Annotated in this window: 12 protein-coding genes; 10 read left to right on the top strand and 2 right to left on the bottom strand. The window is 65.3% G+C overall.

The annotated features are described in order from the left end of the window. Nucleotides 1-16 precede the first annotated feature (16 nt). The 6 genes from ACNJYA_RS26440 to ACNJYA_RS26415 all read left to right on the top strand — a co-directional run bounded on the left by ACNJYA_RS26440 (nucleotide 17) and on the right by ACNJYA_RS26415 (nucleotide 8272). Complete coding sequence (locus tag ACNJYA_RS26440) at nucleotides 17-1540, top strand: FAD-dependent oxidoreductase (RefSeq protein WP_212259727.1); 1524 nt, start codon at nucleotides 17-19, stop codon at nucleotides 1538-1540. 127 nt (nucleotides 1541-1667) lie between these two features. Next, entirely contained in the window at nucleotides 1668-2243 is a 576-nt protein-coding gene (locus ACNJYA_RS26435) for an HdeD family acid-resistance protein (protein ID WP_172784111.1), read from the top strand. Nucleotides 2244-2366: 123 nt separating this feature from the next. Further along, complete coding sequence (locus ACNJYA_RS26430; protein WP_212259725.1) at nucleotides 2367-3578, top strand: ABC transporter substrate-binding protein; 1212 nt, start codon at nucleotides 2367-2369, stop codon at nucleotides 3576-3578. A 465-nt stretch (nucleotides 3579-4043) separates the two neighbouring features. Continuing rightward, nucleotides 4044-5276 carry an acyl-CoA dehydrogenase family protein gene (locus ACNJYA_RS26425; protein ID WP_212259723.1) on the top strand — a complete coding sequence of 411 codons (1233 nt, stop codon included), beginning with the start codon at nucleotides 4044-4046 and terminating at the stop codon, nucleotides 5274-5276. Nucleotides 5277-5490: 214 nt separating this feature from the next. Beyond that, nucleotides 5491-6462, top strand: coding sequence for an ABC transporter substrate-binding protein (locus ACNJYA_RS26420; protein WP_212259721.1), 972 nt, complete (start codon nucleotides 5491-5493; stop codon nucleotides 6460-6462). A gap of 352 nt (nucleotides 6463-6814) precedes the next feature. Beyond that, entirely contained in the window at nucleotides 6815-8272 is a 1458-nt protein-coding gene (locus ACNJYA_RS26415) for a hypothetical protein (protein ID WP_212259719.1), read from the top strand. Nucleotides 8273-8490: 218 nt separating this feature from the next. On the opposite strand, the gene ACNJYA_RS26410 is transcribed toward ACNJYA_RS26415, so the two are convergent. Then, nucleotides 8491-10230 (bottom strand): methyl-accepting chemotaxis protein, encoded by a 1740-nt coding sequence (locus ACNJYA_RS26410; RefSeq protein ID WP_439400972.1) that lies wholly within the window; start codon nucleotides 10228-10230, stop codon nucleotides 8491-8493. Between the two features lie 237 nt (nucleotides 10231-10467). Here ACNJYA_RS26410 and ACNJYA_RS26405 point away from each other — a divergent pair, with 237 nt between their 5' ends. The 4 genes from ACNJYA_RS26405 to ACNJYA_RS26390 all read left to right on the top strand — a co-directional run bounded on the left by ACNJYA_RS26405 (nucleotide 10468) and on the right by ACNJYA_RS26390 (nucleotide 16958). After that, a complete protein-coding gene (locus tag ACNJYA_RS26405) occupies nucleotides 10468-11850 on the top strand; it encodes an ethanolamine ammonia-lyase subunit EutB (protein WP_439400971.1) in 1383 nt (460 codons plus the stop codon). Nucleotides 11851-12004: 154 nt separating this feature from the next. Beyond that, complete coding sequence (locus ACNJYA_RS26400; RefSeq protein WP_439400970.1) at nucleotides 12005-13591, top strand: B12-binding domain-containing radical SAM protein; 1587 nt, start codon at nucleotides 12005-12007, stop codon at nucleotides 13589-13591. Between the two features lie 6 nt (nucleotides 13592-13597). Next, the gene (eutC, locus tag ACNJYA_RS26395; RefSeq protein WP_439400969.1) at nucleotides 13598-14383 is read left to right on the top strand and encodes an ethanolamine ammonia-lyase subunit EutC; all 786 of its coding nucleotides are present in this window, start codon (nucleotides 13598-13600) and stop codon (nucleotides 14381-14383) included. Nucleotides 14384-14591: 208 nt separating this feature from the next. Then, a complete protein-coding gene (locus tag ACNJYA_RS26390; protein ID WP_212259711.1) occupies nucleotides 14592-16958 on the top strand; it encodes an efflux RND transporter permease subunit in 2367 nt (788 codons plus the stop codon). Nucleotides 16959-16986: 28 nt separating this feature from the next. Here ACNJYA_RS26390 and ACNJYA_RS26385 read toward each other — a convergent pair whose 3' ends face one another. Continuing rightward, the gene (locus tag ACNJYA_RS26385) at nucleotides 16987-17820 is read right to left on the bottom strand and encodes a hypothetical protein (protein WP_439400968.1); all 834 of its coding nucleotides are present in this window, start codon (nucleotides 17818-17820) and stop codon (nucleotides 16987-16989) included. Nucleotides 17821-17873 lie beyond the last annotated feature (53 nt).

Here is a 17873-nt window from a genome sequence, read left to right as displayed (position 1 = left end):
CAAGGAGGCGTTTGCCATGGCCGAAGACAACAAGCCGAGCGGACCCGACCTGAGCAAAGGCGTGTCGCTGACCGCGTTCAAGGATGGCAAATTGCTCGGTCACGTCGGCGAGGACGACGTTCTGCTGGTGCAAGCCGGCGGCGAGATCTTTGCGATCGAGCCGGCCTGCAGCCATTATCATGGCCCGCTTGCCGACGGCTTGGTGGTGGGCGACAGCATCCGCTGTCCCTGGCATCATGCCTGCTTCTCCTTGCGCACGGGCGAAGCCAGTCGTCCGCCGGCATTGAATGCGCTGGCGGTGTGGGAGGTCGAGCGCGATCGGGACAACATCGTCGTTCGGCGCAAGCGCGAGGCACCGAAGCCGCCGGCTGCACATCGCAGCGCGGCAACGCCCGACAAATTCGTCATTGTCGGCGGCGGTGCTGCCGGCTTCGCTGCCGCCGAGACGCTCCGGCGTGAGGGTTTTGCCGGCGCCATCACCATGCTCAGCAATGACGGCGCGATGCCGGTCGACCGGCCCAACCTGTCCAAGGACTACCTCGCGGGCAACGCGCCGGAGGACTGGTTGCCGTTGCGCGGCGAGGATTATTACCGGGACGCCGGTATCGATCTCAGGCTCAACACCGACGTCGCTGCCATCGGTCTCAAGACGCGCAGTGTGACGCTGGGCAATGGCGACAAGCTCCCATTCGACCGGCTGCTGCTCGCGACCGGCGCCGAGCCGGTCAAGCTGCAGATTCCGGGCGCGGACCAGCCGCATGTTCACACCCTGCGGACCGTCGCCGACAGCCGCGCCATCATCAAGGCCGCAGGGAGTGCGAGGCGCGCGCTGGTGATCGGCGCCAGCTTCATCGGCCTCGAAGTCGCCGCCTCCTTGCGGGCGCGCAAGATCGAGGTGCACGTGGTCGCGCCGGAGGAGCGGCCGATGCAGAGGGTGCTCGGCGCCGAGATGGGCGACTTCATCCGGTCGCTGCACGAAGAGAACGGCGTGATCTTCCACCTGAAGGACACCGTCGACCATCTCGATGGCCTGCGCGCGACGCTGAAAAGCGGCGCCGTCATCGAGGCCGACCTCGTCGTCGTCGGCATCGGCGTCAAGCCGCGCCTTGCGCTCGCCGAGCAGGCGGGACTGGCGGCTGATCGTGGCGTCAGCGTCAGTGAATATCTGGAGACCAGTGTATCCGGCATCTTCGCGGCCGGCGACATTGCCCGCTGGCCTGACTCGCACTCGCGGCAGACCATCCGCGTCGAGCATTGGGTGGTGGCGGAGCGGCAGGGGCAGACCGCGGCGCGCAACATGCTCGGCAGGCGCGAGCGCTTCGATGCGGTGCCGTTCTTCTGGAGCCAGCACTACGACGTGCCGATCAACTATGTCGGCCACGCCGAAAACTTCGACGACATCGCGATCGACGGCAGTATTTCGGGAAGGGAATGCCTGCTGAAGTACCGCAAGGGCGGTCGCGTGCTTGCCGTCGCTTCAATTTATCGCGATCTCGACAATCTCAAGGCCGAGCTCGAAATGGAGCGGCCACGCGGCTGACGCGCCGAATTCGATCTTGATTTGTGTCAACGTTGCCGCAGGTGGGGGCTGCTCTACTGACTGTCGTCCCGGCATGGGGCGTGCTATCCTGGCGCGTGCCCGCGGGCTTCGCATGCAGGAGTGGCCCATGACAAGTGCTTCGGATGCGTCCCGTCATCCCGGTCTCGGCTCGGGTATCTCTGCGCTACACGGCAAATGGGGCTGGATCGTTGCGCTCGGCGTCGTCTATCTCATCGCCGGCTTCGTTGCGCTCGGCAGCATGGTCATGGCGACGGTGGCGAGCGTGATCGTGGTCGGCGCCATGATGATCGTCGCCGGCGTGACGGAGATCATCGGCGCATTCCAGATGAAGAGCTGGGGCAAGTTTCTGATCTGGGCCTTGCTCGGCGTGCTCTATGTCGTCGCCGGCTTCCTGACCTTCGCGAACCCGCTATTCGCGGCAGTCCTGCTGACGTTGTTCCTGGGCGCGTCGCTGATCGCCTCGGGCGTGGTCCGGCTGTTTCTCGCCTTCAGCATGAAGCGCGAGAGCCCGTGGGTCTGGGTCGCGCTCTCGGGCGCCATCACGCTGCTGCTCGGCCTCCTGATCGTGGCGCGCTGGCCGGTGAACAGCGTCTATATCCTCGGCCTGTTTCTCGGTATCGATCTGATGATGGCCGGCGCCGGCTGGATCAGCCTCGGCTTTGCCTTGAAGCGGCGCGGCTAGCGCAGCGCCATCAGCAACTCGACGCAAGACCCTCTTGCGGAACTCCGCTGAGCTGAACGTGCTGACAACAAGCAGCACGCCGCGCGACCGTCTCGCGCGGCGATGTTCACCCGGGGAGAAACCATGAAAGCCGCTTTGGCCCTGGCCGCAGCGCTGGCTGCCGCCTGCTTGTCCGACCCTGTCTCGGCGCAAAAATCCTACGGCCCCGGGGTCAGCGACACCGAGATCAAGATCGGCAACACCATGCCCTATAGCGGCCCGGCCTCGCCGCTCAGCATCACGGGACGGGTGATCTCCGCCTATTTCGACGAGATCAACGAGAAGGGCGGCGTTGGCGGCCGCAAGCTCAACCTGATCTCGCTCGACGATGCGTTCTCGCCGCCCAAGACCATGGAAGCCGCGCGGCGCCTCGTCGAAGGCGACGGCGTCGCCTTCATCTTCGCCACCATGGGCACCGCGCCGAGCTCGGCGATCGCAAAATATCTCAACAGCAACAAGGTGCCGCAGATCTTCCTGATCAGCTCGGCCTCGAAATGGAACGATCCCGCCAACATGCCCTGGTCGATCGCGCTGCCCTGGGCGCCGAACTACACCAGCGAGGCCGCGATCGACGTCGCCTATGCCCGCGCCAAGAACCCGAATGCGCGCTTTGCGGTGCTCTACCAGAACGACGACGCCGGCAAGGAATATCTTCGCGGCGTCAAGGAGGCGCTCGGTGCCGACGCCGACAAGGCGATCGCGATGGCGTCGAGCTTCGAGGTCGCCGACCCCACCGTCGATTCCCAGGTGCTGACGCTCGCCAACACCAAGGCCGACGTCTTCATGATCTATTCGGTGACGCCGCGCGCCTGCGCGCAGGCGATCCGCAAGGCGCACGAGGTCGGCTGGCAGCCGACGCGCTTCCTGGCCAGCGGTTGCGCCAACAAGGCCACCGTGATGGTGCCGGCCGGGCTCGAGGCCGGCAAGGGCGTGCTGTCGCTCGGCGCGCTGAAGCCGTTCGTCGAGACGCCGAAGGACGATCCGGCGATGGCGGCCTATATCGACTTCATGAAGAAGCGCCTGCCCAATGCCGACATCAACAACGTCGCCGGCCTCTATGGCTACACCGTCGCGGAGGCACTGGTGGTGCTGCTGAAGCAATGCAGGGACAATCTGACGCGCGAGAACATCATGGCGCAGGCGGCGAACCTGAAGAATGTGCCGCTGTCGCTCCTGATGCCCGGCATCACCCTCAACACCACGCCGCAGGATTTCCGCCCGATCAAGGACGGCTACATGCTCCAGTTCGACGGCAATGACTGGGTGGTGGCGAGCGAGCTGTTGCGGGGGACGTGAGGCGGGGGCCACAACGACGGTCCACCCTCTCCCCTTGTGGGAGAGGGTGGATGCGCGAAGCGCAGCCGGGTGAGGGGTCTCTCTCCGCGAGTCGTCTCCATCTTGGACTCGCGGAGAGAACCCCTCATCCGGCGCTTCGCGCCACCTTCTCCCACAAGGGGAGAAGGGAAGGGAACCGTAGGGTGGGCAAAGGCGCCCTTGCGCCGTGCCCACCATCTATCAATGATTGTCGAGAGAATGCGTGGGCACGCTTCGCTTTGCCCACCCTACAGGACTGAAGGGGACGTGAGGGGCGGCCGAGGAGGCGGTGCACCCTCTCCCCTTGCGGGAGAGGGTGGATGCGCGAAGCGCAGCCGGGTGAGGGGTCTCTCTCCTCACGAACGTTGTCGCCGACGGAGAGAACCCCTCATCCGGCGCTTCGCGCCACCTTCTCCCGCAAGGGGAGAAGGAAGAAGGAGACCCATCATGGACTTTCAGCACTCCGCCCGTTCCTTGGAGCTCCAGGACCGCGTTCGCCAGTTCATGCGCACCCAAGTCGAGCCTGTCGAGGATCTCTATTACGAGCAGGTCAAGCCGGAGGCCGCGCGCTACAGGACGCCGCCCGTGCTGCAGGAGTTGAAGCGGCTGGCGCGGGAGCAGGGGCTGTGGAATCTGTTCCTGTCCGGCGAGCACGGGCAAGGCCTTAACAACACTGGTCTGACCAACCTCGAATACGCGCCGGTGAAGGAGATCATGGGCCGCATCCTCTGGGCGCCTGAAGTCTTCAACTGCTCGGCGCCCGATGTCGGCAACATGGAGGTGCTCGCAAACTACGGCACCAAGACGCAGCAGGAGCGTTGGCTGAAGCCGCTTCTGGAGGGGCGGATCCGCTCCGGCTTCTCGATGACGGAGCCGCAGGTCGCCTCCAGCGACGCCACCAACATCCAGTGCGAGATCAAGCGCGACGGCGACGACTACGTCATCAACGGCCGCAAATGGTTCACCTCGGGCGCGATGAACGAGGATTGCGAGATCCTGATCGTGATGGGCAAGACTGCTCCGGACCATCCCGACCGCCACCGCCAGCAATCCATGATCCTGGTGCCGAAGAATACGCGTGGGGTGCGCATCGTACGCGACATGCTCACCTACGGCTATGACGATGCGCCGGTCGGCCATCCCGAGATCGTCTATGACGACGTCCGCGTGCCCGCCGAGAACATTTTGCTCGGCGAGGGCCGTGGCTTCGAGATCGCGCAAGGTCGGCTCGGCCCCGGCCGCATTCATCACTGCATGCGCCTGATCGGCTGCGCCCAGCGCGCGCTGGAATTGATGTGCCAGCGCGCGGTCTCGCGCGTCGCCTTCGGCAAGCCGCTCGCAGATCAGGGCTCGGTGCGCGAGGACATCGCGCATTCCTTCTGCGAGATCTCACAGGCGCGGCTGCTCACCTTGCAGGCCGCCGACAGGATGGACCGCGAGGGCAACAAGGCCGCGCGCGATCTGATCGCCGCGGCCAAGATCGTGGTCCCCAGCATGGCCGCCCGCGTCATCGATCGTGCCATCCAGATCCATGGCGCCGCCGGCGTGTCGCAGGACACGTTCCTCGCCCGCGCTTACGTCTACGCCCGCTTCATCCGCATCGGCGACGGCCCGGACCAAGTGCACCTCGCCGCGGTGGGCAAGGAGCTGATCAGGCGCGGCGGGGTGATGGCGGGGTAGAGGTGACGTCCTGCGCCAGGATCTGCGCATAGAGGAATGCATTGGACCCGGGCAAGGATTGCGCTTTTCGCTTGTGGCCCATCTCGGACATAGGGACGCGGCTTCGGACATCGGATTGGTTGTCCATTCTCACTAGCTGTGTCGCCGCAAAGTGCTAGGCTTCGGACATGGATGGGCCTTTCCTCCGCGGTGCTCAATGAGACGACGCGAGTTCATGGGGCTGATCGGCGGCGCGGCGGCGACGTGGCCGCTCGGAGCGCGTGCGCAGCAACCGGCAAGGTGGCGCTACAGGGTAGGCTATCTCGCGAGCGCGTCGCGGGAGCAAACACTTCGCAATGTTGGAGCCTTCGAAGCGGGTCTGCGGAGCCTTGGCTACCGCGCTGGCGAGAATGTCGTCATCGAGTACCGCTTTGCCGACGGAGACATGGGGCGGCTGGCGGCGCTTGCCACAGAGGTGGTCGGGCTCGGCGTGGACGTCATCGTGTCCGGGACCAATGCGACCACGGTTGCAGCCATGAAGGCGACCCGGACGGTCCCGATCGTGATGGCCAACAGTGCTGAGCCTGTCAGTGCCGGACTTGTCGCCAGTCTGGCGCGCCCGGGTGGCAATGTCACTGGGTTCAGCTCGGAGCCCGGCGATGAGATCAACGGCAAGCGGCTCGAATTTCTGAAGGACACTCTGCCGAACCTCTCGCGTGTGGGCGTTCTGTGGAATCCGGACTTTGCGCCCAATCAGGAGCGGCTGGCATCGCTGCGGGAAGCTGCCCAAGCGCTGGGGTTGACGCTTGTCCCGGCCGAGGCGCGCGGCCCGGATATGCTTGAACAAGCGTTCGCGACAATGGTGAGGGAACGCGCTCAGGTGCTCGTCGTGTTGAGCGATGGAGTACTGTTCAACCACCGCAGTCTGGTTGGCGTCATGGCCGTCAGAAATCGGCTGCCCGCAATCTCTGCGGTGAGAGAATACGCGGAAGCGGGCTTCCTCTTGAGCTACGGGACTGATTTGCCAGATCAGTTTCGCCGGTCTGCAATCCTTGTCGACAAGATTCTCAAGGGTACGAAACCTGGCGATCTGCCGGTTGAACGGCCGATCAAGTACGAACTTGTTATAAACCTCCAGACCGCCAAGGCACTCGACATCAACATGCCACCGACCCTGCTGACGCGGGCCGATGTAGTGATCGAGTAGGCACTCTGATGTCGCTTATTGGCCCTTTGCGTCAGTTGGTGCGGAGCTGCAACGTGCCCGTAGCCGTGGGCGAGCCGGAATTGTCGGGATCAGGTACAGCGGCGCGATCAACTCCTGGCGAACGTCCCCGCAGCGGTGCCCATATGCAAGAGGAAGCCCCCGCTTTAGCCTTGATGCAGCGCTTCAAATCGCCGTAGTACAATAGTAACTACTGCTGGCCGAGAGTGACCCTGCACGCCATGGCAGGTTCACCCAGGTGAAAGAGCATAGATCGCTTGCGCGCGAGATAACGTCTGCTGCCGACGTCACGGGAAGCGCTCGCGCCCCCGATATGCCGGCAAGCCGTTTCCGCATGAGCCTGCGTTGGCTGATCGTCGCGGCGCTCCTCCTGGCCGCCTTGCTGGTCCAGATCCCCGTCGTTCTGAACCCCGATCTGGCCTGTCTGCTGACGGAAGGCGAGCAGGTCCTGGATGGGCGCAAGCCCGGCGTCGACCTCTTGGAGCTGAATCCGCCCCTGTCGGTCTATCTGTACATGCCGGCATCGATGCTGGCGCGAACGACCGGCATTGCGCCTGAGCTCCTCGTGATCATCCTGATCCTGGTCGAAATCGTCGTCGCGCTTCTGATCATCGATCGTGCCGCTGCGGCAGCAAGGCTGGGGACTGAAGAGCGGGTCGTCGCAACCTGCCTGTTCGCGTTCTTGTTCGCGATTCTTCCGAGCGGCGTCTTCGGACAGCGTGAGCACATCGCCGTCATTGCGCTGACCCCTTTCGTCGCCGTCACGGCGATCCGCTGGCGCGGCCTCAGCCCCGGACCGCTGGCGGTCCTGGCAGGACTTGGCGCCGGGCTGGCCTTGAGCATCAAGCCCCACCTCGCCCTGGTCGCAGGACTTCCGGTCGTCCTTGCGGTCATCCGCCAGCGCTCTGTCAAGCCGTTGTTCTCTCCGGAAGCGATGACGGCGGCTGCTGTCGTCATCGGCTACGGAGCGATCCTCGTCATCGTCTTCCCCGCTTATCTGTTCGACTATGCGCCGATGGTCTCTGCCGCTTATCTGCCGCTGCGGATGAATCTGGGCGATCTGCTGTCCTTCCCGGCCACGGTGATGGCCGGATCCATCGTGTTTCTCGGCCTGCTGGCCCCGCACGAGTTCAAGATCGGGGGCAACGCGACCCCATGGCTGGCCGCAGCGCTCGGCGGAGCTGCGAGTTTCGTTCTCCAGGGCAAGCATTGGACCTACACGGCGTTTGCGCTCTGCGTCTTTGCGATTGCCGCGCCGCTGCTCCATGCGCGCGTGAGGACGATGCGGATGCCGGTCATGATCGCCGGCCTTGCGGCCGTTGCGCTCATCGCCTACTGCCTGTCCTTGCAGGTCCGGCCGTTTCCGCCGCTCAAGGAGCGCATCCAGGCTCTCGCAACGCATCCGCGGCTGATCACGATCGGCGATCACATCGCGCTGGGGCATCCGCTCGTCCGTGAGGTCAACGGGACCTGGGTGGGCAGCTCCTGCGTGCAGCTATTGGCGGCCGGCGCGATGATGCTCCAGAAGACGACGCAGCCAACCCAAGGCGAGCGCGCAAGACTGGACAGCATCATCGATTTCGAGCGACGGCACTTGCTCGCGGACCTGCGCGCCGGTCGACCGGATGTGATCCTCGTGGATACCCAGCTGCTGAGCGCGGTCCCGTTCGACTGGCTGGCCTGGGCGAGGTCCGATCCCGAGCTCGAGGCGGAGCTAAGTCGCTACCGCGAGGTCGAAGATGCCGGCGGCCGCGTCCGGATCCTGGTCGCTCGATCGGGTTCGGAGCGGTAACAACCCGTTCGGTCGTGCGCCGGCCGCGGCACCGGCGCCACGCTCGCCATGCTGACATCATGCCAGTGTTTTGCCCGACGAGTCAAAATCGATTCGTAAAAACAGCAGGCTTTCACGTCGGCCGCCAAGCCATTGAAAAGCTTGGCCCCGTCTACTGTGCATGGGGTTGTTTTTCAGTTTTTGTTGGGGCGACCGCTTTCGCCGCGGTGGTCCAGCCGCTACCCCGCCCTGGCGATGCGGCCGTCCGCCGACCCCGCGCGCAGGTTCTGGAAGAACGTCTCCACCTCCCGCGACAGCGTCTGCGCCGTCTCGGTCAGGCTGCTCGCCGCGGTCAGCACCGAAGCCGCCGCCGTATCGGTCTCGCCGATGGCATCGCGCAGCGAGGTGATGTTCGCCACCAGCGTCTCGTTGCCTTGGGCGGCGCTTTGTGCGTTGGAGGAGATCTCGCGTGTGGCCTGGTCCTGCTGACTGACGGCGCCGGCAATCGCCGACGTGACCTCGTTGATCTCGCGCACCGCGCCGCCGATCTCGCGCACGGCGTCGACCGCGTTGCGGGTCGAGGCCTGGATCATCGCGACGTTCTCGCTGATCTCGGCGGTGGCCTTGGCGGTCTGACCCGCGAGCGCCTTCACCTCGTGGGCGACGACGGCAAAGCCGCGGCCGGCATCGCCGGCGCGCGCCGCCTCGATGGTGGCGTTCAGCGCGAGCAAATTGGTCTGCTCGGCGATCGCCTGGATCAAATTGAGCACGCCGTCGATGCGTTGGGTGGCCGCAGCGAGGCTCTCGATCTCGGAGATCGACTTCTCGGTGCGCTGGCCGGTCTGCTCGACCGCGCCGGCGCTCTGCCGCACCTGGCGGCCGATTTCCACCACCGAGGCCGAAAGCTCCTCGGCCGCGCCCGCGACCGCCGTGACGTTGTGCGAGGCCTGCTCGGTGGCGTTCGCCGCGCTGCCGGCGCGGCTGCTCGCATCCGCAGTGACCCGCGTGATGGTCTGCGCGGTCTCGCGCATGACCGAGGCGTTGTCGCTGAGGCCGCGCATGATCGCGCCGATCGCCTCGCGAAATTGCTCGACGGACCGCTCGACGTGGCGGGCGCGCTCCTCGCGCGCGGCGGCGTCTTGCGATACTTGCGAGGCGAGGTTGCGGTTGCGCCCCATCGCGTCCTGGAACACCTGGATGGCGCGGGCCAGCGCGCCGATCTCGTCGGCGCGGTTGGAGTGCGGCACCACGACATTTTCGGCGCCGTCGGCGACCTGCTTGATGGTGGCCGTGATCGCGGCGAGCGGCCGGGCGATCGAGCGGGCGATGATGACGATGCCGACGACGACGAGGGCGAGCGCGACGCCGCCGAGGCAGGTGAGGATGAACGAAAATGTGCGGTTGGTCTCGGTCTGCTGCGCGATCTGCCTGGCGCGCTCGGCATAGACCTTCGACAGCGCCTCGAGGTCCTTGTTCAGCGCCGAGCGCACGCTGCGATTGGCGTCGTTGTCGCCCCATTCGCGGCCCGCGGCCGCGTTGATCTCGACGCCGCGGCGCACCAGCTCCTTGCGGAACTCGACGAACTGCTCGATGCGCTTCTTGAACGTCGCGAACTGCTCGGCATCGTCGGCCTTGACGATGGTCTCCCAGCGCTTCACGACGTCGAGGATCTGGGCGTTGAACTTGAGCAGGCCGTCACCGTATTTCTTCACCACGGCCGGCTCGGTTGACATGTAGACGCCGCGCGATTCCATCACCACCGCATAGACCAGCGAGTTGACCCGCTCGACGTTCAGCGCGGCGGCATTGGCGGTCTCGATCGCGCCTGCGAGGTCGGCGCTGCGGCGGCTGTTGTAGTCCGACAATATCGCGATCGCCGCCGTGAGCAGCGCGAACAGCGCGAAGATCGCATAGAGCGTGCCGGCAAGCGTGAAGCGGCCTGCCGGCTTGGCGGCATTCCCAGATCGGTCGGATGTCATGATGTTCAGGGGCCCGGATTGGCCTGGAGCGGCCGGTGAGCGGGGTTGGGTAAAATTGATGCAAAACTATGCGGAACGAAGATGGATACGGCGTTAACGCAGCTCCGGGCCGCCCCCGTCCTTGGTCGAAGGAAAGGCAAGTCATTTCAGCGTCTTGATCCCTCGGTTTAGTTTCAGGATAGTCTTTCGGGATAAGTCCTGGAGTCGGCCGTTGGCCGAGCAACCCCGGAGAGACCCTTGGTCTACCGCCACAGCATCGACGCCACGACCTACAGCTTCCCTGATCTGCGCGACCTGCTCGCCAAGGCGACACCCCCGCGCTCCGGCGATCGGCTGGCCGGAATTGCCGCTGCCAGCTCCGAGCAGATGATCGCGGCGCGGATGGCGCTCGCCGATGTGCCGCTCGGCGAATTCCTGCAGGAAGCCGTCGTTCCCTACGAGACCGACGAGGTCACCCGCCTCGTCATCGACAGCCATGACGCCAAGGCGTTTGCGCCGGTGGCATCGCTGACGGTCGGCGCCTTCCGCGACTGGCTGCTGTCGGACGCCGCAACGCCCGACATGTTGAAGCGGCTGGCCCCCGGCATCACCCCGGAGATGGCCGCCGCGGTGTCGAAGCTGATGCGCAACCAGGATCTGATCCTGGTGGCGCGGAAATGCGAGGTCACCACCGCCTTTCGCAACACCATCGGCCTGAAGGGACGGATGAGCACACGCCTGCAGCCGAACCATCCGTTCGACGACGCCAGGGGCATCACCGCCTCGATCCTCGACGGCATCCTGCTGGGGGCGGGCGATGCCTGCATCGGCATCAATCCGGCGAGCGACGATCCCGCAATCATCGGGCAATTGCTGCGGCTGGTCGATGAGATCATCGCGCGGCTGCAAATCCCGACGCAGGGCTGCGTCCTGACCCATGTCACGACGACGCTGTCACTGATCGGGCAGGGCGTGCCGGTCGACCTCGTCTTCCAGTCGGTCGCAGGCACCGAGGCCGCCAACCGCAGCTTCGGCATCGACCTTGCGCTTCTGAAAGAGGCGCACGAGGCGGGGCTGTCGCTGCGGCGCGGCACCGAAGGGCAGAACGTGATGTATTTCGAGACCGGCCAGGGCTCGGCGCTGTCGGCGGGCGCCCATCACGGCGTCGACCAGCAGACCTGCGAGGCGCGCGCCTATGCGGTCGCCCGCGCCTTCGCCCCGCTGCTGGTCAACAGCGTGGTCGGCTTCATCGGCCCGGAATATCTCTATGACGGCAAGGAAATCATCCGCGCCGGGCTGGAGGATCATTTCTGCGGCAAGCTGCTCGGCCTGCCCCTCGGGGTCGACATCTGCTACACCAACCACGCCGAGGCAGATCAGGACGACATGGACAATCTGCTGACGCTGCTCGCCGCCGCCGGCGTCACCTTCATCATGGGCGTTCCGGGTGCCGACGACGTCATGCTGAACTACCAGTCGACGTCTTTTCACGACGCGCTCTATGTCCGGGACGTCTTTGGTTTGCGCCGCGCGCCGGAATTCGACGATTGGCTGGCGCGGTCGGGCATCACCGGCGGCGATTTCCGGATTGCGGCCGATGCAGGCCTGCTGCCCGATTTTGCCTCGCGTCTGATCGCGTAAGGCGGCACTAAGCGTCAAACTTTCTCCTTTGGGGAAACCGTCGGCGCTGCCCGGAATTGTGCTTGTGCCACAATGTTGAGAAATTCCGGCGGCAGCATTACGCTATGTGTCTGGCTGGCAATTTCCGCAACCAGGTCGTGGCGGGGGAGCTTTGATGCGAGCTGAAAGTAACGGAACGTCCCGGCGGATTCTCTGCGTGTTTCCGCGCTACACCTCGTCCTTCGGCACGTTCGAGCATTCCTATCCCCTGACCGATGGCGTCCGCGCCTTCATGCCGCCGCAGGGGCTGTTGCTGATCTCCGCCTATCTGCCGCATGACTGGCAGGTCAAATTCGTCGACGAGAACCTCCGCCGCACCACGAGGGAGGAGTTCGAATGGGCGGAAGCCGTCTTCGTCAGCGGCATGCACATCCAGCGCCAGCAGATGAACGACATCTGCCGCCGCGCCCATGAGTTCGATCTGCCGGTCGCGCTCGGCGGTCCCTCCGTCAGCGCCTGCCCCGACTATTATCCGTCCTTCGACTATCTGCATGTTGGCGAGCTGGGCGATGCCACCAACCAGCTGATCGAGATCCTGTCGCGCGGCACCTCGCGGCCCGAACAGCAGGTCGTGCTCACGACCAAGGACCGCGTGCCGATGACGGAGTTTCCGATCCCGGCCTATGAGCTCGCCGAGGTCAAGAAATACTTCCTCGGCAGCATCCAGTATTCCAGCGGCTGTCCCTATCAGTGCGAGTTCTGCGACATCCCCGGCCTTTACGGCCGCAATCCACGCATCAAGACGCCGCAGCAGATCATCGCCGAGCTCGACCGCCTGCGCGAATGCGGCATGACCGACACGGTCTATTTCGTCGACGACAATTTCATCGGCAACCGCAAGGCGGCCCTGGACCTGCTGCCGCATCTGATCGAGTGGCAGAAGCGGACCGGCTATGTCGTCCGGCTCGCTTGCGAAGCCACGCTCAACATCGCCAAGCGCCCCGAGATCCTCGAGAAGATGCGCGAGGCCTATTTCATCACCATCTTCTGCGGCATCGAGACGCCCGATCCCGACGCGCTGAAGGCGATGCAGAAGGACCACAACATGATGGTCCCGATCCTGGAGGGCGTGCGCACCATCAACTCCTACGGCATGGAGGTGGTCTCGGGCATCATCATGGGGCTCGACACCGACAAGCCGAACACCTCGGAGGCTTTGCTCGCCTTCGTCGAGGAGTCCCGGATTCCGCTGCTCACCATCAACCTGCTGCAGGCGCTGCCGAAGACGCCGCTATGGGACCGGCTGGAGCGCGAGGGGCGCCTGGTCGATGACGACAGCCGCGATTCAAACGTCGACTTCCTGTTGCCCTATGACGAGGTCGTCGCGTCCTGGAAGCACGCCATGGCGGTCGCTTACGCGCCCGAGAAGGTTTACGCGCGCTTTCAGCATCAATGCGACAACGTCTATGTGCACCGCCTGAAGATGCCGGTGCCGGACGAGATGAAAACCTGGCGTAACATCCGGCGCGGCCTCGTCATGCTGCGTAACATCTTCTGGAAGGTCGGCGTGCTCGGCGACTACAAGCGCGTATTCTGGAAGTTCGCGCTGGGGCGCATCAAGCGAGGCGATCTCGAAGGCCTGATCGGCTGCACGCTGATCGCGCACCACCTCATCACCTTTGCGCGCGCGGCCTCCAGCGGCAAGCAGAACGCTTCGAACTATTCGATCCGGCTGCGCGAGGCCGCCGTTCCCGCCGAATGATGCCGCATGTCTGATCCGGCCCTGCCGCGCCGCCCCGTCCTCGATCTGCGGGCGTTCACGCCCGCGCGCGTCGCGCTCGGGCGCAGCGGCGCGAGCCTGCCGACGAGGGCGCTGCTCGATTTCACGCTGGACCATGCCCGTGCGCGCGATGCCGTGCATGCGGCCTTCGATACGCCGCGTCTGATCGCCGATCTCGACGCGCTCGGTCTTGCAGTGACCGAGGTGAGGAGCCGGGCGGTCGATCGCAGCGACTATCTGCGGCGGCCGGATCTGGGACGACAGCTCGAGCCCGACTCGGCGCAGCGTCTGGCACGAAGCGTCTCGGCGCCGTGCCAGCTCGCTGTCGTGATCGGAGACGGCCTGTCCGCAGCGGCGGTCCACAGCCATGCGGCGATCGTGGTAGGGCGCCTGTTGCAATTGCTTGCCGAGGGCGATGTTGTCGCGGTCGGCCATGTCGTCGTCGCCTCGGGCGCGCGCGTTGCGCTCGGCGACGAGATCGGCGCCATTCTCGGCGCGCGCATGGTCCTGATGCTGATCGGCGAGCGGCCCGGCCTGTCCGCGCCCGACAGCCTCGGCGCTTATCTGACCTTCGCGCCGCAGCCCGGCCGCACCGATGCCGAGCGCAATTGCGTCTCGAACATCCACCACGCCGGCTTGAGCCATGACGAGGCGGCGTTCAAGATCGCCTGGCTGGTTCGCGAGGGGCTGGCCCGGGAGGTCACCGGCGTCGCGTTGAAGGACGAGAGCGCAGATCGCGCGCCGCGCCAAATTGGCACATTCTCGCCGGGATAACCGGGGACCGGGCCCGAAATCGCCGCATCTTGATCGATTTGCCCACACTTCGCCTGCTTGCGAGAGGGGTGACTGACCTGCTAAACCCCCTCGCGGCGATTTTCCGCGCATTTTCAAGGGGCAAGCCTCCCATTGGTATGGCGTTTTCAAGCCGTTCGCGGGGCGCAATAAGCTCACAGGCCGAGCCGATTTAGGAACTGGACAAGGCATGCTCGAAAAGCACAGCGAGAGTGAGGTTCATGTCGACAAGGTCGAGCAGGGACCTGCGTCCTCCATCGCCTTCGGGCTGGAGCGTCTCGGGCTGATCGCCGTCCGGGCCCCGATCGTCTCCTGCATCGTCCTGCTCGCGCTGATTGTCGGCGCGGTGTTCGGCATCTACCGGATCAAGATCGACGATTCGCTGTCGCAGCTGTTCCGCTCCGACAGCCGGGAATTCCGCCAGTATGAAGAGGTGACCAAGAAGTTCCCGGCGGAGGAGTTCGACGTCCTCGTCGTGGTCGAGGGCAAAGCCCTGCTGGAGCGGAACAACCTGGAGAAGCTGCGCGACTTCGTCACCGACCTGCAGCTGGTCGAAGGCACGCGCGGCCTCGTTTCGCTGTTCTCGGCGCGCCAGGCGCCGGCCCCGGGCAAGCTGCCCGCGGCGCTGTTCCCGGCCGAGCTGCCCGAGGGCGCGGCCTATGACAAGTTCATCGAGACCGTCAAGAACAACGAGATCATCCGCGGCAAGCTGTTGTCCGAGGACGGCACGCTGGCGCTGATCGTGCTGTCGCTCGATCCCGAAGTGGTCGGCTCCAACAAGCTGACCAAGACCGTCGGCGACATCCGCGCGCTAATGAAGGAAGATCTCGGCGACACCGGGCTCAACGTCCAGCTCTCCGGCGTGCCGGTGATGCAGCTCGAGATCCGCAACGCGGTCGAGCGCGACGGGCTGACCTACAACATCCTCGGCATTCTCGCCGGCTGCATCATCGCCATCATCTTCTTCCGCAAGATCTCGTTCATGATCGCGGCGGCATTCCCGCCGATGATCGCGATTCTGCTGGCGCTCGGCGCGCTCGGCTGGGCCAATTTCAACCTCAACATGTTCCTGAACGTGATGACGCCGCTCATCATGGTCATCAGCTTCTCGGACTCGATGCAGCTGACCTTCGCCGCGCGCGACCGGCTGATCGCTGGCCAGGACAAGTTCACCGCGTTCAAGAACGCGGTGCTGGTGGTGGGGCCGGCCTGCGTGCTGACGCACGGCACCGCCGGCATCTCCTTCATCGCGCTGCAATTCTCCGACTCCGACCTGATCCGCAAGTTCGGCGAGGCTGGGCTTGCCGCCACCATCATCGCGCTGGTCGCGGTGCTGTCGCTGGTGCCGGTGTTCGGCGTGCTGTTCGTGCGCAACGAGAAGGTGTTCGCGGTCAAGTTCCAGGGGGCCGACGCCGGCGTCCAGGCGCTGCGCAATTTCTGCTACTGGATCGCGGTGCGCATGGTCGGCCGGCCCGGCCTGTTCAGCCTGATCGCGGTGCTGTTCGTCGGCGGCCTCGGCGTCATCTATGCCAATCTGGAGCCGCGCTACCGGCTCGCCGACCAGGTGCCGGACAAGCGCCAGGCGGTCGCCGCCAGCGACCGGCTCGATGCCAAGCTCACCGGCGCCAATCCGGTCAACGTGCTGATCGTGTTCCCCAAGGGTGAAACGCTCTATTCACCGCAGACGCTCCAGACCATCGCTGAAGTCCACGCGACGGTCGAGAAGGCCGCGGGCGTCGGCAACGTCTGGTCGCTGGAGACGCTGCGCCGCTGGCTGGCGGAAAAGGCCGGCAGTGCCGACGTCGCGACGCTGAAGGAATATGTCAGCGTCATTCCCGAGCATCTGGTGCGTCGCTTCATCGACGCCGAGCAGGACGCCGTCGTCGTCGCCGGCCGCGTGCCGGACAAGGATTCCAGCCAGCTCCTGCCGATCGTCGACAAGCTCGATACCGAGCTCGATGCTGTCCGCAAGAAGCATCCGGGATACGAGGTCGCGGTGACGGGTCTCGCTGCGATTGCGGCGCGCAACTCGGCCAACATGATCGAGAAGCTGAACCGCGGCCTCACCGTCGAATTCGCGCTGGTCGCGATCTTCATCGGCCTCGCCTTCCGCTCCTGGGTCGTGATGTTCGCCTGCATCCTGCCGGGCATCTTCCCGGTGGTGATGTCGGGCACGGTGCTGTGGGCGATGGGCGAGGGACTGCAATTCGCCAGCGTCGTCGCGCTCACCGTCTCGTTCGGCCTTGGCCTCTCCGCCACCATCCACTTCCTCAACCGTCTCCGCCTGGAGAGCAAGCCGGGCGTCGGCTCCGCGCTCGCGGTGGAGCGGGCGACCGTGCTGGTGGGACCTGCGCTGATCCTGACCACGGTGGTCTTGGCCTGCGGCCTCGTCGTCACCGTGTTCTCCGACCTGCCGTCGCTGCGGCTGTTCGGCTGGCTCAGCGCCTTCTCGATGGTGATGGCGCTGGTCGCCGACCTCTTCATCCTCCGGCCGACGGCGATGTGGCTGATCAACCTGCACGACAAGCTGCAGGGCACGGACAAGCCGGCGATCTGAGTCTGGGGCGGCAGACGCCGCCTCGCGCTCACGCCTCGACGCGGACGATCCCGTAGGGATTGAACTTGAAGTCGTCCTCGGCGTAGTCCTGCTCCCGCGACAGCGCGAGCTTGCGGTCGCGCAGCGTTGCATCGATGCCGTGCTCGGCCATTGCGTTGGCGATCTCTTCCATCAGCATCACCGCGGACCATTCGTTGCCGCGCAATTTCGCGACATAGACCTCCGGCAGGCCGACGAGGTGATAGCCGACGGTCTCGTAATAGCGGTCGCCGGCGAGCGGGCGCTTGGCGAACGCCAGCCGGCACGCCTTGGTGACGGCGGGGGTCATGCGCAGGCCCTGGCTGGTGATGGAGCCCTTGCGCGCCTGATCCATGAGACTTCGCCACCGCGAGAGGCCGTGGGCGACGCCGGCGCTTTCGCCTTTTGCGGCAACGGCGCCCGCGTCGAACATCTCGTCCACGATCTGCAGCGCGGCGGCCGAGTAGGCGGCCGTCTTCTGCTGAGCCATCGGCGGGCTCCGCAGGTAGAGGACCGATTTGTGGTTGGCCACGGCCGCTTCGTCGGACGCGGACCATGCCTTCGGGAAGACGCGGTCCCAGCACACGCCGAACGACCGCTCCATGCGCGGATCGGGCTTTCCTTGCGAATAGGTGCGGTCGATCTCGAAGCCGAAATCGGCAATCGTTTTGGCCACCGCCTTCGGCGGATGCAGCAGGCTTTCATTCTTGCCGAGGAAGCAGAGCACGTGACGCGGCTTCACGGACGAAGACTGCATGTTCGCTTCCTGCTGATCACCGGCGAAGGCGCGGCTGGCCACGAACAGGCCGGCGGCTTTCAGCAGATGTCTGCGGATCGGGTCCATCTCAGCAAATCCAGCCGCGCAAGTTCATGTCAGCAAAAAGCCCCCGGCTCGCG

The organism is Bradyrhizobium sp. BLXBL-01, assembly GCF_051853025.1.
Taxonomy (GTDB): Bacteria; Pseudomonadota; Alphaproteobacteria; order Rhizobiales; family Xanthobacteraceae; genus Bradyrhizobium.
Note: the sequence above shows the minus strand (reverse complement) of the source record. Positions and strands in the feature narration are given on the sequence as shown.